We start from the raw sequence: 17,582 nt of genomic DNA on the forward strand, positions 1-17,582 counted from the left end.
CATGACTACCTGATCCTGATGGCCGTGTGCTCGACCCGCCCGGCTCAACCCCTATTCGTAATTCCGGCGCGGCAGTCGCACGGAGAAGATGGTTTGCGTCTCATCGGACTGCGCGCGGATCTCACCGTGATGCGCTTTGGCAATCTCAGTGGCGATGTACAGGCCCAATCCCAGCCGTCCGCTGTCCCGGGGTCGGGCCGGCTCATGCAAGCCGCGCTGGAGCGGCTTGAACATATATTCCATCGTCGTACCATCGATCGCCGGACCGCGATTCCAGACCTCGACGCGGACTTCGTCATCCGTTCCGGTTACCAGCACGCGAACCGAAGTGTCGGGCGCTCCATATTTGATGGCGTTGACGACGAGATTACCTAGCAGTTGCTGGATCCGCCGCCCGTCCCATGTCCCGTGGAGATTGCCCTTTGCCTCCACGTCGATCCTGCGATCGGAATGCACCGCGCGCAACTGGTCGATCACGTCAATCAGCACTTCCGCGAGATCGACGTCGTGGGGGTCGATCTTGATGCCCAACCCCAGCTTGGTCCGGTTGAAGTCACAAAGATCTTCGAGCAGACTTTGCATGCGGGCGCCGCTCCTGATGAGTCGGGAGGCAGCGTCCGAAACGCTTTCACCGGCATTGAGCGCCGCAAGGTGAGACGCCGTTGTCACGATCGTCTGCAGCGGACTGCGCATGTCGTGCCCGAGCATCCCGAGCAAGAGATTGCGAGCCTGCTCGACCTCCTTGTTGAAGAACGCGACCGAATCTGCCAGCGCCTGGTCCATGGCTTCGTCGAACCGGATGATGTCATCCAGGTCCAGAGCGTCCGGCCTGGCTTTGTCCGCCCACAGTCGTAGCACACTGGCTCGCAGCGCGCGGTAATCAAGGGCCATCTGGTTAATGCTGAAACCACGTTGCGCCCGCATCAGGGCAAGGGTCTGCGCGGCCGTCATTTCTCCGGCGTCGTCGACTGTCCTCGGCAGACGCCTCCGTGATTGCTCCTGCTGGGCGTCTTTCGTTTGCGGGACCGAGATCTGTTTCGCCACGGTCTGCAGTATCTGCCGTGCAGGGTCGCGCAAAACGGTCCATTCTGCGCTTGCCGCCGCCCCCGTCACGGGGACCACAGAGGCTTCCCATTGCGCGAGGATAGCTTCGGTGTTGCACACCATGAAGTCAGCCAGTCTCATGCCTCACCTCCCTTTGCTGGCCTCACAACCTCACAACAGCTCAGGGCTTTTCCAGGCCCTGCTTGTTGCGTGTGCCAAGCGCGGGCCCGGCAGTGCACGAGCGCGCGCCAGTCACCCCATTAATTTACCAGCGCGCAGGCACAGCAAATGAAGGCGCGAGCGCTTTTTTCCCGTCCAAAAGCAATGCAATTCGTACAGCGGCGAAAGACTCGGTATGGCACGCGCATGGCGCCGCAAACCGGTCGAATGTTTTCTCCCGCCCCACCGGCTTTCGGACTACACTTGAACGAACCGCGAATTGACTCCTCATCCCACCAGTGGCTCGCCATTCCTGGCTGTCGAACATATCTCGGCCAACGGTGGCGCAGTTTTGGGTCAGCCCTTCCGACGGACAAACAAGATCAGTCGGCTGCCCACCTTTCCGTCACACATTAAAAGTTGCCGAACAGGCGCGCTATGCGCACCCGTCGGCAGCGGTCAAAGAACCGCGGACGACGTCATTTGCTTGCGCTCACCGTTCATCGCCTTGCCCCAAGCTGCGAAACTTGAGAGTTGTTCAGGTATTGCTGAGCCTCTCCCGCTGTCCCGCAGCGTGCGCCGCCCTCGAGGCCGCTCACACAGTCGCAGCCACCCAGCATCGTAGAAGTTGAACCGTTGTTTGAGCGGATCCTGTTGGTCGGAACGTAAGCACGACAAACCTGGCCTGCCACGAGCGGGCGATCCGGGGAGCTTCATGGAAAGATGTAGGGAAGTGCTCCAGGCCGACGACTATCTGGTGTTGCTTTCATCACTTCGCACGAGGATCAGCTTTTCCTGGAACCGGGATCCGGAGAGCGCTACGGCACAAGTTTTGGACCTGCTCAGTTTCATCGAACTGGGTATCCGAACGAACCGGACGTCCGAGTCCGCCTTTGCAGTGGCGAGATCGATGCTTGCGCTCGGACGACCGGAATCCGCGCTGAAACGCATCGAAACGCTGTTGCGCAAAGCTTGTTGATGACCGTGCGGAGGACCTCAAGGAGATCGACGTACATGAACTTTTCTATCGCGCCTCGATGAGATCAGGCGATAAGTGCACGGTGCGATGAGCATCGGCGGCACCGTTTTCACGCCCAATCAAATCGAACGTCTGAACACGAGCGGCTTGCCGCCTGTCGTCAGCTTCGTCATCCATGCAGCGAGTGCCGAGTCGAGGTAGTCCGCATGACCGGGAAACCAGTCGAAAAGACGCAGGCCGAGAGCCCGGGTCAGTTCCGCTCCGGCCCGCCCTTCCGCGACCGCGGCCTTCACGTCACCGACCGACTTCAGTACGGCCGCATGCTCTTCGATGTGGCAGTCGCGGGGCGGGAAGTTCGTCGTACGCATCCACTCGTCTTCCTGCTCGAAATGGCTAACGGCATGCTGTTCGAACAGATCCAGTGCTGCTGCCGCCGTTGCGTCCGTGCACGTCACCAGCCGCAGTGCGACCGTATAGAATTCCTTATGAATGTCGTCCATCTGCGCGAAGCCCAGGAGTAGCGCGTCATTCCAGACCAGACTATTGTCGCTGGCCGGCGCCGGGGCATCGCTATCTCGCGCCGGAGGCGTTCGTGGAGGAGTTTCGTCCGTCATGTTCAATGACTCCTGCTGTTTCGGTGTGCTGCCCCGTTGAGCAAAACCGTAGGTGTTCGTGTCCCGCGCAACTCAAAGATCGAGAACCAGCTCCGCGGATTTCGCACGCGACACGCAGACCATGATCTGCGTTGCTTTTTCGTCGTCGCGCAGCACGAGATCCCGATGATCCGCCTCCCCCGAGCACAACGCGGTTTTGCACGAACCGCAGGTGCCGCTCTCGCAGGAACTGGGCACGCGCACGTTCGCGTCGCGCAGCACCTCGAGGATCGAGCGATTGGCTGGAACGTCGAACGACGCGCCACTGCGTGAAAGCCGCACCGTGAACGGCGTGCTCTCACGTGCATTCGCATTGCCTGCACCGAAGCTCTCGAAGTGTACCGTGCCTGAAGGCCAGTGGCCGGTCATGTCCCGCACGGTGTCCATGAGCGCCTGCGGGCCGCAGCAGTACACGTGTTGCCCCGACTTTGGCCTCTCGAATACGGGCCAGAAGTCGAAGGCCTTCGACGCGTCACCGCGATCGTGATGCATCTTCACGTCCGCACGCCATTCGTCGCTGGTCAGTTCATCGAAGAACGCCGTGCCTTCCGGATCGCGAGCGAGGTAGTACAGCTTGAACGAACGCAGGCCTTCCGCTCGCAACTGCCGCGCCATCGACAGCATCGGCGTGATGCCGATACCGCCCGCGACGAGGATGAACGATTTCGCGCGCTCATCGAGGGAAAATTCGTTGCGGGGCAAAGAGACGTCCACGGCGTCGCCCTCGGCCGTGTCGTCGACGAAACTCATCGAGCCGCCGCGTCCGTTGCCGTCACGCTTCACCGCGATGACGTAGCGATCGCGCTCCTGCGAGTCATTGCACAGCGAATAACTTCGCCGCGAGCCGTTGGGCACCACGACGGTGAGGTTCGCGCCCGCCTCGAACTGCGGCAACGGTGCGCCTTGCGGGTCGGTCAATTCAAAGCGCCAGATGTCTCGAGCGATTTTCTCCTTTTCCGCAATCCTCAGATGAAGAAAACCGTCTTTCTGGGAGGCTGCCATATCTGTCTCCTTGCGACCGATCCTGTCTTTTGTTGCATCAACATGGACGCATGTTATTACTAGATATCTAATGATGCAAGTCAAGGAAAGCAATTATTTGTGATGTCGCTCTCGGTATAAACCCGCGCTTGCCAGCGGCATGAAGCCACCGTAACCTGAATATTAGACGTCTAATTATGCCGCGAGATGGACCCCGTTCCACCCGGTATCCATAATGAAATTCGGAGACATTCAGTTATGGCACATTCAACGCTGCACTCCGGGGACATATCCCTGTCTGCCGTAGCCGATTCGGCGGCGGAGGAGGCGACTTACCGCAAGATCACGCTCAGGTTGATGAGTTTTCTATTCCTGTGCTGGGTCCTCAACTATCTCGACCGCGTCAACGTCAGCTTCGCGCAGTTGCAACTCAAGCACGATCTCGGGCTGAGCGACGCGGCGTACGGGCTCGGCGTGAGTCTGTTCTTTATCGGCTACATCCTGCTCGAAGTGCCGAGTACGCTGTTGCTGCGCCGCATTGGCGCCCGCAAGACCGTCACGCGGATCATGTTGCTATGGGGGGCCATTTCCACGGCCATGGCGTTCATGACTGCGCCGTGGCAGTTCTATCTCGCCCGGACGCTCCTCGGCGCGGCCGAAGCGGGCTTTTGGCCCGGCATCATCCTCTATCTCTCGTACTGGTATCCGTCGAAGCGTCGCGCTCGCATCACGTCGCGGTTCCTGCTGGCGATTGCGGTTGCGGGCATCGTCGGCGGCCCGCTTTCCGGGTTCATCCTGCAAAACTTCATGGGCGTATGGGGCTTTCGCAACTGGCAATGGCTGTTCTTCCTTGAAGGCTTGCCCGCCGTGATTGCGGGGGGCGTGGCTTACTTCTACCTGATCGACCGGCCGCAAGACGCGCGCTGGCTGACCGATGAACAAAAGCGGCTTGTCATTGGCGCGCTGGACGAGGAAGGCCGCAGCAAGCCGCATAGCTCGCCGAGCACGCTCCTTGCCGCGCTGCGCGACCCGCGCGTGTACGTGATTGCCGCAGGCTGGGCCACGGTGCCCATTTGCGGAACGCTCCTCAACTACTGGACGCCCACGATCATCAAACAGGCGGGCGTTTCCAATCTGCTGCAGATCGGCTTCATGTCGGCGCTGCCTTATATCGTCGGCGCCGTTGCCATGCTGCTGATTGCGCGCAGTTCCGACCTGCGGCTCGAGCGCCGCTGGCACTTCGTGCTCTCGACGACAGCCGGCGCCTCGGGCGCGGTACTTCTCACGGTGCTGACGCACAACCCGGTTGCCGCCATCGCGTGCCTGAGTCTCGTGGCGCTGAGCTATTTCGCGGCCGCGGCCATTATCTGGACCATTCCGCCGAACTACCTCAAGGGCGAGGCGGCCGCGGGCGGTATCGGCGTGATCAGCAGTCTCGGTCAGGTGGGCGCGTTCTTCGCACCCATCGTCCTCGGCTGGGTGAAGAGCGTGACCGGCAGCTTCTCGGCCGGCATCCTGCTGGTCGCGGTGCTCGTTTTCATCGGCGGCGTTGCCGTCTTCTTCGGCGTGCCGCGCGAGCGGCAGGCGCAGCAAACCGGCGCGTGACGATGCGCGCGACGGACAGCATTTTGACAGTCAGACAGGAGCAGGAATGAGCAAGCTTCCACTTTCCATCGCCGTTGGTAACTACGACCGGATGCGGCCGCTGATCGACGGCGAGGTCCAGATCGACGGCGTGGACCCCGTGTTCATGCTGCAGGACCCCGAGGAGATCTTCTTTCGCGCGTTCCGTCACGCGGACTACGACATTTGCGAGCTTTCGCTCAGCAGCTATTCGGTGAAGACGGCCGCGGGCACGTCGCCCTACATTGCCGTGCCGGTGTTCCCTTCGCGCGCGTTCCGGCACAGCTCGATCTATGTGCGCTCCGACCGTGGGATCGATCGTCCCGAGGATCTGAAGGGTAAGCGGATCGGCGTGCCGGAATACCAGCTCACGGCCAATGTGTGGGTCCGGCTGTTCCTGGAAGAAGAGTATGGCGTGAAGGCGTCGGACATTCGCTGGGTGCGGGGCGGCTACGAGGACCCGACACGCGTGGAGAAGATCGCGCTGAAGCTGCCCGAAGGCGTCGTGCTTGAAAACGCGCCCGAAGGGCGGACGATCTCGAATCTGCTGGCCGACGGCGAGATTGACGGCGTGATCGGACCGCGCGCGCCGTCGTGCTTCGACCGCGGGCATCCGAAGGTCAAGTACCTCTTCGATGACCCGCAAGAGAGCGCCGCCGAATGGTACGGGCGCAGGCAGCTCTTCCCGATCATGCACACGCTGGGGATTCGCAAGACGCTCGCGGATCAGCACCCGTGGCTGCCCGGCGCGATCGCCAAGGCATTCGAGCAATCGAAGGAAGTGGCGTTGGCCCGTTTGAGCGATACCTCGGCGACCAAGGTCACGCTGCCGTTCATCGAGGACCAGTTGCGCAACGCGCGTCGACTGATGGGGCACGACTTCTGGTCGTACGGATTCGCGAACAACGAGCACGTGATCGACCGCTTCCTCGCGCAGCACCATGCCGAGGGCTTGTCGAGCCGTCGCCTCGAGCCTGCCGAACTGTTCCACCCGGCCAGCCTGGAACGCTTCAAGATCTGACCTTCCGGGGCGGCGGTTCGTGCCGTCGCGCGTCCGGCCGTCCCGCATGCGCCGGGTGCGCAAGGGATGCGCGGAAACCGACGATATATCCGATGTAATCAGTAATCCAGAATAAGGCCAGTTGCAGGGCACCTCGATCGCGACGCAGAGCAACGCGCAGCAGCGTGCACTGCTCGGCGTGTCGTACGACTTCGGTCCGGTCACGACGCTGGCGGGCCTGCGCTGGCTGAACACGCGCAACACGGACGTGCCGCCCAGTTCGTTGCTCTATTGGGGCGGGGTGACGTGGCGGGTGAATGCGCCGCTGGCCATTTCCGCCAGCGTCTATCACACGCAGTTTCGCAATCCGCACGGCGGCCCGACGATGGGGGCATTGCTCGTCGACTACTCGCTGTCCAGGCGCACCGACGTGTACGCCGAAGGCGCGTATGTCTCCAATCGCTCGTTTTCCGATGTCGGCCTTCGCGGCACGGGCGTGGACATCGCGCCTGGCATGGACCAGGCGGGCGTGACCGTGGGCATTCGCCACACGTTCTGAGCGGCACGGGGGCGAGACGCCAGTGCCTCTCGCGCCTGCTGAAGCGCTATGATTGTCATCAGTCTGATCACAATAACGGCGAGGAAGGTATGGCAGCAGCACGTACTTCGGGCAAGGGCGGGGTCGCGAGCGAGGACCCCATCCTGCGGCACTGGCGCGAGGCAGTGCCGGACGATCGTCTTGCTCACCTGGTCAAGGATGCGGGCCGCGCGATGATCCGCGGTCTGCAAATGCGCCTGGCACAGCATGAAGTCTCGTTCGGCCACTGGGCGTATCTGCGTGTGCTGTGGGTCACCGACGGGCTTACGCAGAAGGAACTCAGCGACGAGACCGGCACCACCACGCCCACCACGTTCAGTGCGGTGTCGGCGATGGAAAAGCTCGGCTACGTGGAGCGGCGCTATGCGCCCGGCAATCGCAAAAACACGCACGTCTATCTCACGCCGCGTGGCCGGAGCCTGAAAAACAAGCTCGTCCCGCTCGCGGAAGAAGTCAACGAAATCAGCGTCAGGGGCCTGAAAACCACCGAGATCAACGTTGCGCGAAAGGTCCTGCTGACGATCATCGAGAACATGGCGCGCGACGAATCGGAGTCGGACAACCCGGCGCTACGCATTCCGTCGACGCGTGAAGTGGGCAGCCTGATCGCCGCACGCGGGGAAGAATTCGATCAGGAATAAGGTATAGCGCCGCTTCAGGTCATTCCCGGGTAGAACGTTTATTATAGATCTAATAATATTGGCGGGCGTGCCGCGTCCACGACCGGCACGACAGCATGTCACTGCATGCTGCTTTCTCGCTCAAGGAATACGGATCTGCAATGATTGGAATGACCCGCGCGGCGATGACGCGCAACGTCCGCGAGGCGCTCGCGGAAGATGTCGGCGAGGCCGACTGGACGTCACTACTGATCGACCCCGACGCTTCAGCCGAGGCCGTCCTTACCGTGCGCGAAGCCGCCCTGCTGTGCGGCAGGCCGTGGTTCGACGAAACACTTCAGCAGGTCGACCCGCGCATCACGATTGAGTGGTTCGTCGGCGAAGGCGAACGGATGCACGAAGGGCAGGCCGTCTGCCGGATCGCTGGTCCGGCGCGCGGCATGCTCACCGCCGAACGCACCGCGCTCAATTTCATCCAGTTGCTTTCTGGCGTGGCCACCGAGACGAGCATGATGGCGCGGATCGTCCAAGGCACATCCGCGCGGATTCTCGACACCCGAAAAACGTTACCCGGCTTGCGCCTCGCGCAAAAGTACGCGGTGCGTGTTGGCGGCGGTGAAAACCATCGTCGCGGGCTGTACGACGGCATCCTGATCAAGGAAAACCATATCGCGGCTGGCGGCGGCATCGCGTCGACGCTACGCGCCACACAGGCATTGGGTGCGGGTGTGCCGGTTCAGGTCGAGGTGGAGACGCTCGACGAGTTGAGCGAAGCGTTGGCTGGCGGCGCCGCGGCGATTCTGCTCGACAATTTTTCGATCGAGTCCATGCGCGAGGCTGTGCGTGTCACCGCAGGGCGCGCCGAACTGGAAGTCTCGGGCGGCGTGAACGAGGAGACGCTGCGTACCATTGCCGAGACTGGCGTGGACCGCATTTCGTTAGGCAAACTGACGAAGAACGTCAGGGCGGTGGATTTTTCACTGCGCTTCGCGGCGTTCGCCGGGTAGCGAGATCAGAGGGAGGGGGCGCACGGATGCGCCCCCGGACCATCAAAGCGCTACATCAGCGCCGGTTTCGCTCGACTTCAGAATCGCAATGCAAATTTCCAGCGTGCCCTTTGCCCATTCGCCGTTGTGAAGGGGCGGCCGTCCCTCAACGACCGCGCCGTATAACTCGTCGATGACTTCGGCTCGCGGCACAGAAGGGACAGGCAGCGGCAGCGTCTTGCGCTGCTCGTCGCCGTAGACGACGATCGAGTCGGGCAACGGGCGCAGGTCCGCGCGTTCACAGGAGACGATGACCGGGCCGAAATGTTGATGAAATCGCTGCGGCCCGTCCGCGGAGGTCGTGGGCGGTTTGTATGCCGAACCGCCGTACGTGCCGGCCGCCTTGAGTTTCGCCTCGTCGCCCGACGAAGCGAGTGTCTCCAGACGGCGGCGGGCGCTGCCATAGGTGTCGGGGCTCGTGCGATCGCCCATCTCGCCGATCCAGCCGCTCCACTCGTCGGTGTTGAAGTGGCCGTAGCCGTTGTACGAGAGCGAGGCATAGGCACCGTTCTCGAACCAGATCAGCGCCGAATAGGCTCCTTCGGTCGGGCGTGACGGATCCCACCGGCCGACGCTCGCGCGCAGCCGCGAGGCGCGAGAGCCGGCGAGCATTCGCACGATGTCCACCTGGTGCGCCGCCTGGCTGAAAACGGCGCCGCCGCCTTCGGCCGTCGCGAGTTCCTCGGGCCTGCGCGGCCGATACAGGTAGTCGGTGTAGTTGACGGCCTGGATCATTTTCACCGCCCCGAAGTCGCCGCCGTCGATCAATTCACGCGTACGCAGGTACGGCGTGTCGAAACTGTGGCAATGGCCGACGATCAGATGCACGTTTGCTGCGCGGCATGCAGCGATCATGCGATCGCAGTCCGCAGCGGCGAGCGCCATCGGCTTTTCGACCAGCACGTGTCTGCCGTTCGCCGCGGCAATTTCAGTGTGCTGCGCGTGGAACTGGTGCGGACTCGCAACGTAGACGATCTCGACATTGGGGTCATGCGCCAACTCCGCCACGTCCGCATAGACGGGCGCCGCGAAATCAGCGGCGAACTGCCGCCGCGCTTCCTCACGCGGATCGCACGCAGCGACGAGCTGGACTCTTGGGTCGCGCAGGAACGTAGGCAGCATCAGCGAGAATGCCCGCCCCAGTCCTGCGACCCCGATACGCAAACGGCGCTGCTCCATGGTCGCGTGCCTCCCGTTATTGCCCGACCTGATAGTCCGTTGCGAGCGCGGATGGCTGGTCGGCCGGCTCCGGATTCTTTTTGCTGACGTAACGCGCGGCATACGTGCGCCAGTCGATTTCCTTCGGCACGACAGCCTGGTACGAACACACTTCGCGGGAAATCACCTTTGTTCCGGTGCCGATTGCTTCTCCATCGCTTTCGAATTCGGCGATCGCATCGATCATGCGGCGACGGAATTCGACGATGGCGAGATCGCTCGCGCCGAGGCGCTCGTCCGAGCGGTTCGCAATCGGGCCCATGGTGACCCACATCGCGATGTCCTGGTTCGGGAAGCCCGAAATGCCAGTGAAATTGCCAGCCTTCATTGCCTGGCGGTCCTGCCAGAAGCGGTTGTCGTGATTGCGCAGCGGACGATAGTACTGGTCGAGGTCAACACCGACCTGCTGACGCAGGAACTTGCGCCACGTTTCAGTTTCTGGCGTCGTCTCCGGATCGCCCCAGGCGATGAAGTAGAACGCCGTGTTCGTGTCGTCCATCGGCACGTTGACGTTCGCGACGTTGTACAGATTGTTCGGCGGGATCAGTACGGTTGCGGGTGCAACGAATACCGTCGAGCGCACGTAGTCGTGCGTGTTGGCGTTGAAGATCGGCCGGCGCAGCGCGGCGTAGCGAAAGCCGTAACCGGTGCGCTCGACCTGCAGGCGCGGCGCCTTGTCGGTGGACGGGCGCAACCAGTTCTTCCCAGTCGCTTCGGCGCCGCCGACGCGCGCCGGCACGAAGTCCGACGAATGCAGGCTCGAGCTGTGGGCGGAATCGATCGCGCCTTCGAGAATCTGCGCCCAGTTGCACGGCAGAAGCGCCTTCGCGATGCTCACGCGCGTGTCGGCGGTCGGCGCCCATGCCGGCGGTACGAACTCGGGGACAGCGTCCTGCGGGCCCATATACGCCCACACCATGCCGCCCCATTCCTGGACCGGGTAGGCCTTGTGCTTGACCTTTTCGGCCATGCAGCTCGCCGCCGGCTCCGACACCATTTCGAGCACGTTGCCCGCGACGTCGAACTTCCAGCCGTGATAGAGGCAGCGCAGGCCGGAGTCTTCATTGCGACCGTAGACGAGCGATGCACGACGGTGCGGACAGTACTCGTCGAGTACTCCAACGCTGCCTTCCGAGTCGCGGAATACGACGAGATCCTCGCCAAATACGCGGGCTTTGACCGGCGCGCCGTCCGGCTCGCTGACTTCTTCGATGAGGCAAACCGGCGTCCAGTGCCGCCGCATCAACTGGCCCATCGGGGCATCGCCTTCAACGCGGCACAGTAATTCATTTTCCTGGTGGGTCAGCATGTCATGTCTCCCGGCGAAAGGTCGCCTTCATCAGCAGGTATTGCGCCAATATATTAGAGATCTAGCTATATTGGCAAGAGCCGGTTGTGCGGTATCCGGGAAAGTCTGTACGGCGGACAGGGATGCCGGACGAGGGGGCTACAACCCCAAAGAAGAGCAGGTTCACTGCTGTTCGTTGCGGCGACCGTGGAACAGGGGATGTAATGTGTGACACGAAGTGCCATGCATCAGAAGCATTCGAATACTGCGCAAAACGCTGATCGCCCGGTGGCAGGCGATCGTACCCATCGCGGCATTTGCTGCTGCAGCTAACATGGACACTCTCGCTGCTGCGTTGAATCAGGGAGTGGATACCGGTCTGACGATCAGTGAGGTTCGAGAAATCCTGGTGCAGCTTTATGGTTACGCAGGCTTTCCACGCAGCCTCAATGCGCTCGGCGTGCTGATGAAGGTGGTGGAGACCCGCAATCATGCATGTCTTCAGGACACCGAAGATTACGCGCCGAGCCGCCCTGTGCCAACCGGCGACGCATTGCTCGTTGCCGGCACGGCGAACCCGACGAAGCTGTCCGGCGCCCCGGTGAAAGGGGCGTTGTTCCAATTTGCACCGGCGATTGATTGTCGCGCTCGAAAACGTCGCCGAACAGGTGGGTCTTGAGGAACAGGTCGCTTGCAGCTGCGTATCGCCCCCCGTCAGAGCGGCGAGCACGCTTACCGTCGCCAGTTCGCGGCTCTGCCAGGCGAATCCCGAGCTGATCGCGAAAATGCTGGCAGGCCGGGATGCCCCAGAGCGTCACACCATCAGAACGTCACGACCGTCCGCAGTCCGGCCACGGCCTCGTTGCCGATGCGTGCACCGCCGTTGTTCGGATTGGGGATGCCGCCACCCGGATGGACGATGTACTGGAGTTCGCCCTGCAAGAGCCACCACGGCGCAACCTGATACTGGTAAGTCGCCTCGATCACCGTCTCCGCCGAGCGCACGGGGTGGCCCGGCGTCTGGAGCGTTGCGATGTCACGATCGAGCGCGCTCGCGCTCGAGCTGACATTCGCGTAGCTCACGGCGAGCCCGACCGAGTCGCTGTCGCGGCCCTTGAACGGCGCTTTCAGCACGATGCCCGCGTTGATATTGAAGTCGAGCAGGTTACGGTCGCCCGGCGCGCCCATCACACGCGTGAACACGCCGACCGATTGCGGGCTGTCCGCACTCGGGCGCCACACCATCTGGTCTGCAACGGCATAAACGCTGAAGTTGCCGCGATGCGCCGCCGGCACGCCGTTCGACGCGGGGCTCGCGAGCGAGATGCCGTTTGTATCGAGGTGCTGATCCGCGAAGTAATTGTTGTTGTACAAGAAGCCCAGCTTGTAGGTGCCTGGCAGCCCTGCTGGCTGTGACGCCCCGGATCCGCTTGCCGGCGGCTGATTGATCGCGTACTGGACCTCGCCGATTATCATGACGCCATTGTGCAGGTTGAACTGGGTGCCACTGGCGTTGAGCTGTTGCGGGTCGCCATTGCCCGGCGCGGGGTTGCCGTCGAAGATGCCGCCGAGAATCGTCATCGAATCACTCGGCTTGAACCGCAGGCGCACGCCAAGCGACGACAGCGGGTAAGCAGGGCCGCCCGCAGGCAGGTCGGTGGCCGCCAATACGGGCCACCCGAACGTCGCGTTCGCGAACGTGCTGCCGTACTGGCTGATGATGAATTCCTGATCAAGGCTCTGCTGGCCGATCTTGACGTCGAACTTGTCGCCGAGCGCCTGCTGGTACCAGAGTTCCCATAAACGCGTCGTCGCTTCGGCCTCGACGCCGCTCACGGCTTGCAGTGCATTCAGCCGTGCAGCCGTGATGCCGTGTCCGTGAATCTGTAGCGCATCGACGAAAAAGGTGCCGCCTTTCAAGCCGAATGCCTTGTCGGTATCAACGCTAAGGCCAAATTGTGTGGCGCCGTTGTACGAAGCGCCCTTCGAGATGCCACCGGAGAAGTTGCCGTACACCTCGCTCGTTTCCTGCGCGTTGAACGTGACACCGTGGTCGCCCAGCAGTGTGCGCAGTCCGCCCATGTCGCCGAGCAGGTTCGAGCGCTCCCAGAAACCGGTCGGCGCGGCGGCAGCCGCTTCCGGTGCGGCGTTTGCGTCGGTATTCGTGGCTGCGTCAGGGGCCTTCTCCGCCGATCCTGGCGCGGCTGACTCCGATTGTCCGTAAGCCGGAACAGTTGTGCCCGCGGCCAGCGCGACTAGCAGCGCTGCGATGGCGCTGAGCGGCTTCACGCGCGAGGGCGGGGCGAGGAGGCCACGCGTGCCAGTGCTATTTTCGTTTTGTGTGGGCATGCCAAAGGAGATCATTTTATTTTCTTCTGGGAAATGAACTGATGATTGAGCGATGGCGAAAGGGGGACCTGTGCCGAGTCGCGCGGGGCCACGGTTTTATTGAGTCGTATTCGTGACAGCCCGCTCAGGCGGGCCATGATGTACCGCCAGCGTTGCGTGTTGAGGTCGCCCAGAGAGCCGCGGCTGAAGCGTCGCGTTGCACTGCCCGGCCTGGGCGGGCGCTCGTGGGCTGCCAGAGCTGGCTGGGTCTGTCAGGTTCGCGGCGCGGTGGGACGGCCGGCGTCGCACGCAGGTAAGTGCGTGAGACGCGGAGAAAGCGTTCGATATGCAGTTTCAACTCCCGTCGAGCCCGGCCAGGCCGGGCAACGTTCGATAAGCGACACGCCGTCAGCGCAGTCAAGCGCTGTCGGTGTTCTTAAGCAAAAAAGGGAGCGAGCTACAGACGGACCGCAGGGGCGGTCCGGAAGAAGCGCGCTGACCCGACAATCGGAGTCAGCGGCAGGAAGGAAGGTCCGGCGTCGCTAACGCGCGATTGCAGTCTGGGTGCCGGCACGCGCCGGCGTACGAGATCGACTACCAGGGCTTGCGTCCACGAAGGACTCTCCTGTTTCTTGAGACAGGGCGGATTCTATGCGCGCCTTTTATGAACGCACAAGCAAAAATTGCCGGCAGTGCTTATTCGTTTGAAAAAAGCTGCAGTGCCCATGCCGCGCTGAACGGATTCAAGCCCGGCGCACTAGCGTTCCCGCGTTGCTCCTTTGCCACACTGCAAGCTCTGCAGTCACCGCTGGGCAGATGCAATTCGAAGAGGAGAGCAAAACGATTTGCATCCAACTGCAAGTAACGGAATCGAAAGAAAAATCTTCAAAGAAATCGTTGACTCTGTGCAAGCGTCGTCACTAGAATTCGGATGTTTTCACGAAAGGGGCATATGCCTTGGACAGTAGCAGTAGTCGACCTTCGAACGGTTTTTCTGCCTGACCGGCACGACGCCCGCCTGGATTCTCCCCTAGCCGCCGTCCTGCCAGCAGGCAGACGGTGCGCGCCGCAGTAGCTTCCGCAGTTTCTTCCCGCGCATCTCTTCGATTGGCCACCGTCTTTGACGCGTGCGTTGTTACGCGCATTCGTCCAGACGATTCGGCGCGTCGGGCCATTGGCTCGCGGCGCCGCATGCTCACGCCGTTTTCGCGCGCCGAACGTCGCGCGCAGCGGCATGCGGTTACCCACGTCCATTCAACGAGAATCGGACGCAAACGACGGAGGAGTTCACGATGCCCGACCCTGAGCCTGGTTCCAGTATGACTCGCCGTGCGTTCTCGCTGAACGCCGCTCGCTTCGCCTGACCTCCTGGCCGCACACGTTCCTCCCGCACGCCCGAGCACTTCGGCCCGTGTGAACTGAACGAAGGCCCGGTCGACGGCGCCACGTTTCAAGCTATCGGAGGAATCACCATGCGCTTCGCACTCCTCATTGCGCAACTCCCGCGCGTCGAAGAAGCTCGCACGCACTACAACGACATGCTCGCGCTCGATGACCGTTCGCCTGTATCGGCCCGCGTGGTCGCCGCGGTCCGGGCGGCCCTCTGGAAACTCGCTCACTAACACGGCCTGGCGTGACCGCCTGTCTCCCCATCGCTCCCGGCCGGCAGCAGGGCGAGACAGTGCCACACCTCGATCATCAAATTAAAAAGCCCTGCCAAGGAATAAACAAAATGTCCACCACACCAGCAAACATCGCCCCGCGCCGGGCCGCTGTGCTCGACGATGCACACATCGGCGATATCAAGGGTGCCTTCGGCACGATCGCCCACCACGACACCGCCCCGCGCAGCAACTGGATGGCGCGTCTGCGCACGCTGCTTGCCATCCTTGGCCCCGGCCTCATCGTCATGGTTGGCGATAACGACGCCGGCGCGTTCGGCACCTATACGCAAGCTGGGCAGAACTACGGCACGTCGCTGCTCTGGACGCTCGCACTGCTGATACCGGTTCTCTACGTCAACCAGGAAATGGTGCTGCGCCTGGGCGCCGTGACCGGTGTCGGTCACGCGCGCCTCATCTTCGAACGCTTCGGCAAGTTCTGGGGTGCGTTCAGCGTCATCGATCTCTTCCTGCTCAATGCGCTCACGATCGTCACCGAGTTCATCGGCATTACGTTTGCACTTGATTTCCTCGGCGTCTCGAAGGTTCTCGGCGTCTGCATCGCCGCAGTGCTGACGATGGCCGCGGTCAGTACCGGCGACTTCAGGCGCTTCGAACGCTTCGCGATCGTGCTGTGTCTGTTGAGTCTCCTGCTCGTTCCGGTGCTCGTGTCGATCCACCCGCCTGTCGGTGTCATTGCGCGTGACTTCCTCGTGCCGACCTGGCCGAAGCATTCGAAGCTCTCCGATGTCATGCTGCTCGTCATCGGCATCGTCGGCACGACGGTCGCACCGTGGCAACTGTTCTTCCAGCAGAGCTATGTGATCGACAAGCGCATTACGCCGCGCTTCATGAAGTACGAAAAGGCCGACCTCTGGATTGGCATCGCGTTCGTGATCATCGGCGCCGTGGCAATGATGGCCTTCACCGCCGCGCTGTTTGACGGCAGGCCCGAATTCGGCAATTTCACCGATGCGGGTGGGGTGATTGCCGGCCTGCACAAGTATGTCGGCCAGACGTCGGCGACGATCTTTGCGGTCGCGCTCCTCGACGCGTCGATCATCGGTGCCGCCGCAGTTTCGCTCTCGACGGCCTACGCGATCGGCGATGTGTTCAAGGTCAAGCACTCGCTGCATCGCAGTGTGCTCGACGCGAAGGGCTTCTATCTCGTCTACTTCGGCATCATCGCGCTCGCTGCCGCCCTCGTGCTGATGCCCGGCAGCCCGCTCGGCCTCCTGACCGAGGCTGTGCAGACGCTCGCCGGCGTGCTGCTGCCGAGCGCAACGGTGTTCCTGCTGCTGTTGTGCAACGACAAGGCGGTGCTTGGGCCGTGGGTGAATTCCAGGAAACTGAACGTGTTCACGGGTGCAGTGATTGCCGTGCTCGTCGTGCTGTCGATCATCCTGACGTCCGCCACCGTATTTCCGGATATCAGCGGTGCGGCGATCGTCGAGATTCTCGTGGGCGGATGTGGACTTGCCGCCGCCGTGTACGTCGCGGTGGAGCTCTCGCGCAAGGCGCGCGGTAAGGCTGTCAACCATGATGCGCCGGCGCTCAACAAGCCAGCCCTCAAGGCGTTGCGCAACACGTGGCGCATGCCGCCGCTCGACGACCTGTCGGCGCCGCAACACCTGACGTTGTCGACGCGCGTGTGGATGGGCGTGCTGCGCACGTATCTCGTCGTCGCAGTGGGTCTCGTCATCGTGAAGGTCGTGCAGATGGCCATTCACTAATGCGGATGGGGCAGGCACACGTCGGTCTCCTTTTCACGAGCGCGCGGTGTGCGAAATTGAGCGCAGGCGCAGGCAACCTGTGCGCAACGGCTCCCTCATAGCGTGATCGGCCGGCCAGCCGCGCGGGGTGGGGGTGCTTCGCTGGCGTTTCTGCCTGGGTCGTGCTGTCGGGACGGGTCCGCGGGGCCCGGCAGGCACTTTCATTGGCGCCCGTTCGCAGAGGCAGTGTGGCCTGTTCGGATCGTTGATTGCCGCGCTTGGGCGCGTCTATACGACCGCAAGAGGTCACCAGGAAGCTAGGCCCGCCGCGAGCGGGCTTTTATTTGTAGTGTTGCGAAATGTACCTTGACCGGTGAAAGGTGTTTCTCTCAGCGCCAAACCACAGCGCGGGCTGTTGCTGACTGATGGTCCGCTATCCGCGCAAACGCCTTTCGTCTGGACCGCCGAACAATGCGCCGACATATCTCGACGGTAAAAGGCGTCCCAACGACGATCTGAGGCCGCTGTGCGCTCCCTGGTCAGGGGCGGGCCCGCGAGCCGTTCTCCTGGCGGGTTTTCGCCCGTCGTGCCGTTCACGTCAGGTGCTCAGTCTGTACCTTCTGGACGCGAAACGCGGGTGCGGTAGCAATTGCTACGGACATCCAGACCCCA

General features: G+C 62.4%; 14 protein-coding genes and 1 pseudogene. 9 read left to right on the top strand and 6 right to left on the bottom strand.

Annotated features, from left to right (window positions below; all coding sequences use genetic code 11):
- Positions 1–51 precede the first annotated feature (51 nt).
- The gene (locus tag BMI01S_RS17510; protein WP_028231232.1) at positions 52–1,185 is read right to left on the bottom strand and encodes a sensor histidine kinase; all 1,134 of its coding nucleotides are present in this window, start codon (positions 1,183–1,185) and stop codon (positions 52–54) included.
- A 751-nt stretch (positions 1,186–1,936) separates the two neighbouring features.
- Between BMI01S_RS17510 and BMI01S_RS17515 the strand changes: the two genes are divergently transcribed.
- On the top strand, positions 1,937–2,182 hold the full coding sequence (locus BMI01S_RS17515) for a hypothetical protein (protein ID WP_028212392.1): 246 nt from the start codon (positions 1,937–1,939) through the stop codon (positions 2,180–2,182).
- Positions 2,183–2,301: 119 nt separating this feature from the next.
- On the opposite strand, the gene BMI01S_RS17520 is transcribed toward BMI01S_RS17515, so the two are convergent.
- Positions 2,302–2,796 (bottom strand): bacteriohemerythrin, encoded by a 495-nt coding sequence (locus BMI01S_RS17520; protein WP_028231233.1) that lies wholly within the window; start codon positions 2,794–2,796, stop codon positions 2,302–2,304.
- Between the two features lie 72 nt (positions 2,797–2,868).
- Positions 2,869–3,837, bottom strand: a complete 969-nt coding sequence (locus BMI01S_RS17525) for a PDR/VanB family oxidoreductase (protein ID WP_028231234.1) — start codon at positions 3,835–3,837, stop codon at positions 2,869–2,871.
- 237 nt (positions 3,838–4,074) lie between these two features.
- Between BMI01S_RS17525 and BMI01S_RS17530 the strand changes: the two genes are divergently transcribed.
- The 5 genes and pseudogenes from BMI01S_RS17530 (at position 4,075) to nadC (ending at position 8,664) form a co-directional block, all read left to right on the top strand.
- On the top strand, positions 4,075–5,421 hold the full coding sequence (locus BMI01S_RS17530) for an MFS transporter (protein ID WP_028212395.1): 1,347 nt from the start codon (positions 4,075–4,077) through the stop codon (positions 5,419–5,421).
- A gap of 46 nt (positions 5,422–5,467) precedes the next feature.
- Positions 5,468–6,460, top strand: coding sequence for an ABC transporter substrate-binding protein (locus tag BMI01S_RS17535; RefSeq protein WP_028212396.1), 993 nt, complete (start codon positions 5,468–5,470; stop codon positions 6,458–6,460).
- A 118-nt stretch (positions 6,461–6,578) separates the two neighbouring features.
- Positions 6,579–6,998, top strand: a pseudogene (locus BMI01S_RS17540) (porin); the annotation flags it as partial.
- Positions 6,999–7,087: 89 nt separating this feature from the next.
- Entirely contained in the window at positions 7,088–7,678 is a 591-nt protein-coding gene (locus tag BMI01S_RS17545) for a MarR family winged helix-turn-helix transcriptional regulator (RefSeq protein ID WP_028212397.1), read from the top strand.
- Between the two features lie 140 nt (positions 7,679–7,818).
- Positions 7,819–8,664, top strand: coding sequence for a carboxylating nicotinate-nucleotide diphosphorylase (gene nadC, locus BMI01S_RS17550; protein ID WP_028231236.1), 846 nt, complete (start codon positions 7,819–7,821; stop codon positions 8,662–8,664).
- Between the two features lie 42 nt (positions 8,665–8,706).
- On the opposite strand, the gene BMI01S_RS17555 is transcribed toward nadC, so the two are convergent.
- Together BMI01S_RS17555 and BMI01S_RS17560 are read right to left on the bottom strand one after the other, a co-directional pair.
- Positions 8,707–9,882 (bottom strand): Gfo/Idh/MocA family protein, encoded by a 1,176-nt coding sequence (locus tag BMI01S_RS17555; RefSeq protein WP_028231237.1) that lies wholly within the window; start codon positions 9,880–9,882, stop codon positions 8,707–8,709.
- Between the two features lie 16 nt (positions 9,883–9,898).
- On the bottom strand, positions 9,899–11,230 hold the full coding sequence (locus BMI01S_RS17560) for a Rieske 2Fe-2S domain-containing protein (RefSeq protein ID WP_028231238.1): 1,332 nt from the start codon (positions 11,228–11,230) through the stop codon (positions 9,899–9,901).
- 313 nt (positions 11,231–11,543) lie between these two features.
- Here BMI01S_RS17560 and BMI01S_RS40870 point away from each other — a divergent pair, with 313 nt between their 5' ends.
- Positions 11,544–11,888, top strand: coding sequence for a carboxymuconolactone decarboxylase family protein (locus BMI01S_RS40870; RefSeq protein WP_154671271.1), 345 nt, complete (start codon positions 11,544–11,546; stop codon positions 11,886–11,888).
- A 143-nt stretch (positions 11,889–12,031) separates the two neighbouring features.
- On the opposite strand, the gene BMI01S_RS17565 is transcribed toward BMI01S_RS40870, so the two are convergent.
- Positions 12,032–13,558, bottom strand: coding sequence for a carbohydrate porin (locus BMI01S_RS17565; protein WP_154671272.1), 1,527 nt, complete (start codon positions 13,556–13,558; stop codon positions 12,032–12,034).
- Between the two features lie 1,451 nt (positions 13,559–15,009).
- Here BMI01S_RS17565 and BMI01S_RS41965 point away from each other — a divergent pair.
- Together BMI01S_RS41965 and BMI01S_RS17570 are read left to right on the top strand one after the other, a co-directional pair.
- Complete coding sequence (locus BMI01S_RS41965) at positions 15,010–15,159, top strand: hypothetical protein (protein WP_167334422.1); 150 nt, start codon at positions 15,010–15,012, stop codon at positions 15,157–15,159.
- 110 nt (positions 15,160–15,269) lie between these two features.
- A complete protein-coding gene (locus tag BMI01S_RS17570; protein WP_028212402.1) occupies positions 15,270–16,931 on the top strand; it encodes an NRAMP family divalent metal transporter in 1,662 nt (553 codons plus the stop codon).
- Positions 16,932–17,582 lie beyond the last annotated feature (651 nt).

It is taken from the genome of Paraburkholderia mimosarum LMG 23256 = NBRC 106338 (assembly GCF_000739815.1).
In the GTDB taxonomy this organism is placed as follows: domain Bacteria; phylum Pseudomonadota; class Gammaproteobacteria; order Burkholderiales; family Burkholderiaceae; genus Paraburkholderia; species Paraburkholderia mimosarum.

Bases quoted from the DNA above. Each gene is read 5' to 3' on its own strand.
- BMI01S_RS17510 (WP_028231232.1), bottom strand. From the start codon at position 1,185: ATGAGACTGGCTGACTTCATGGTGTGCAACACCGAAGCTATCCTCGCG.
- BMI01S_RS17520 (WP_028231233.1), bottom strand. From the start codon at position 2,796: ATGACGGACGAAACTCCTCCACGAACGCCTCCGGCGCGAGATAGCGAT.
- BMI01S_RS17525 (WP_028231234.1), bottom strand. From the start codon at position 3,837: ATGGCAGCCTCCCAGAAAGACGGTTTTCTTCATCTGAGGATTGCGGAA.
- BMI01S_RS17530 (WP_028212395.1), top strand. From the start codon at position 4,075: ATGGCACATTCAACGCTGCACTCCGGGGACATATCCCTGTCTGCCGTA.
- BMI01S_RS17535 (WP_028212396.1), top strand. From the start codon at position 5,468: ATGAGCAAGCTTCCACTTTCCATCGCCGTTGGTAACTACGACCGGATG.
- BMI01S_RS17545 (WP_028212397.1), top strand. From the start codon at position 7,088: ATGGCAGCAGCACGTACTTCGGGCAAGGGCGGGGTCGCGAGCGAGGAC.
- nadC (WP_028231236.1), top strand. From the start codon at position 7,819: ATGATTGGAATGACCCGCGCGGCGATGACGCGCAACGTCCGCGAGGCG.
- BMI01S_RS17555 (WP_028231237.1), bottom strand. From the start codon at position 9,882: ATGGAGCAGCGCCGTTTGCGTATCGGGGTCGCAGGACTGGGGCGGGCA.
- BMI01S_RS17560 (WP_028231238.1), bottom strand. From the start codon at position 11,230: ATGCTGACCCACCAGGAAAATGAATTACTGTGCCGCGTTGAAGGCGAT.
- BMI01S_RS40870 (WP_154671271.1), top strand. From the start codon at position 11,544: ATGGACACTCTCGCTGCTGCGTTGAATCAGGGAGTGGATACCGGTCTG.
- BMI01S_RS17565 (WP_154671272.1), bottom strand. From the start codon at position 13,558: ATGCCCACACAAAACGAAAATAGCACTGGCACGCGTGGCCTCCTCGCC.
- BMI01S_RS41965 (WP_167334422.1), top strand. From the start codon at position 15,010: ATGCGCTTCGCACTCCTCATTGCGCAACTCCCGCGCGTCGAAGAAGCT.
- BMI01S_RS17570 (WP_028212402.1), top strand. From the start codon at position 15,270: ATGTCCACCACACCAGCAAACATCGCCCCGCGCCGGGCCGCTGTGCTC.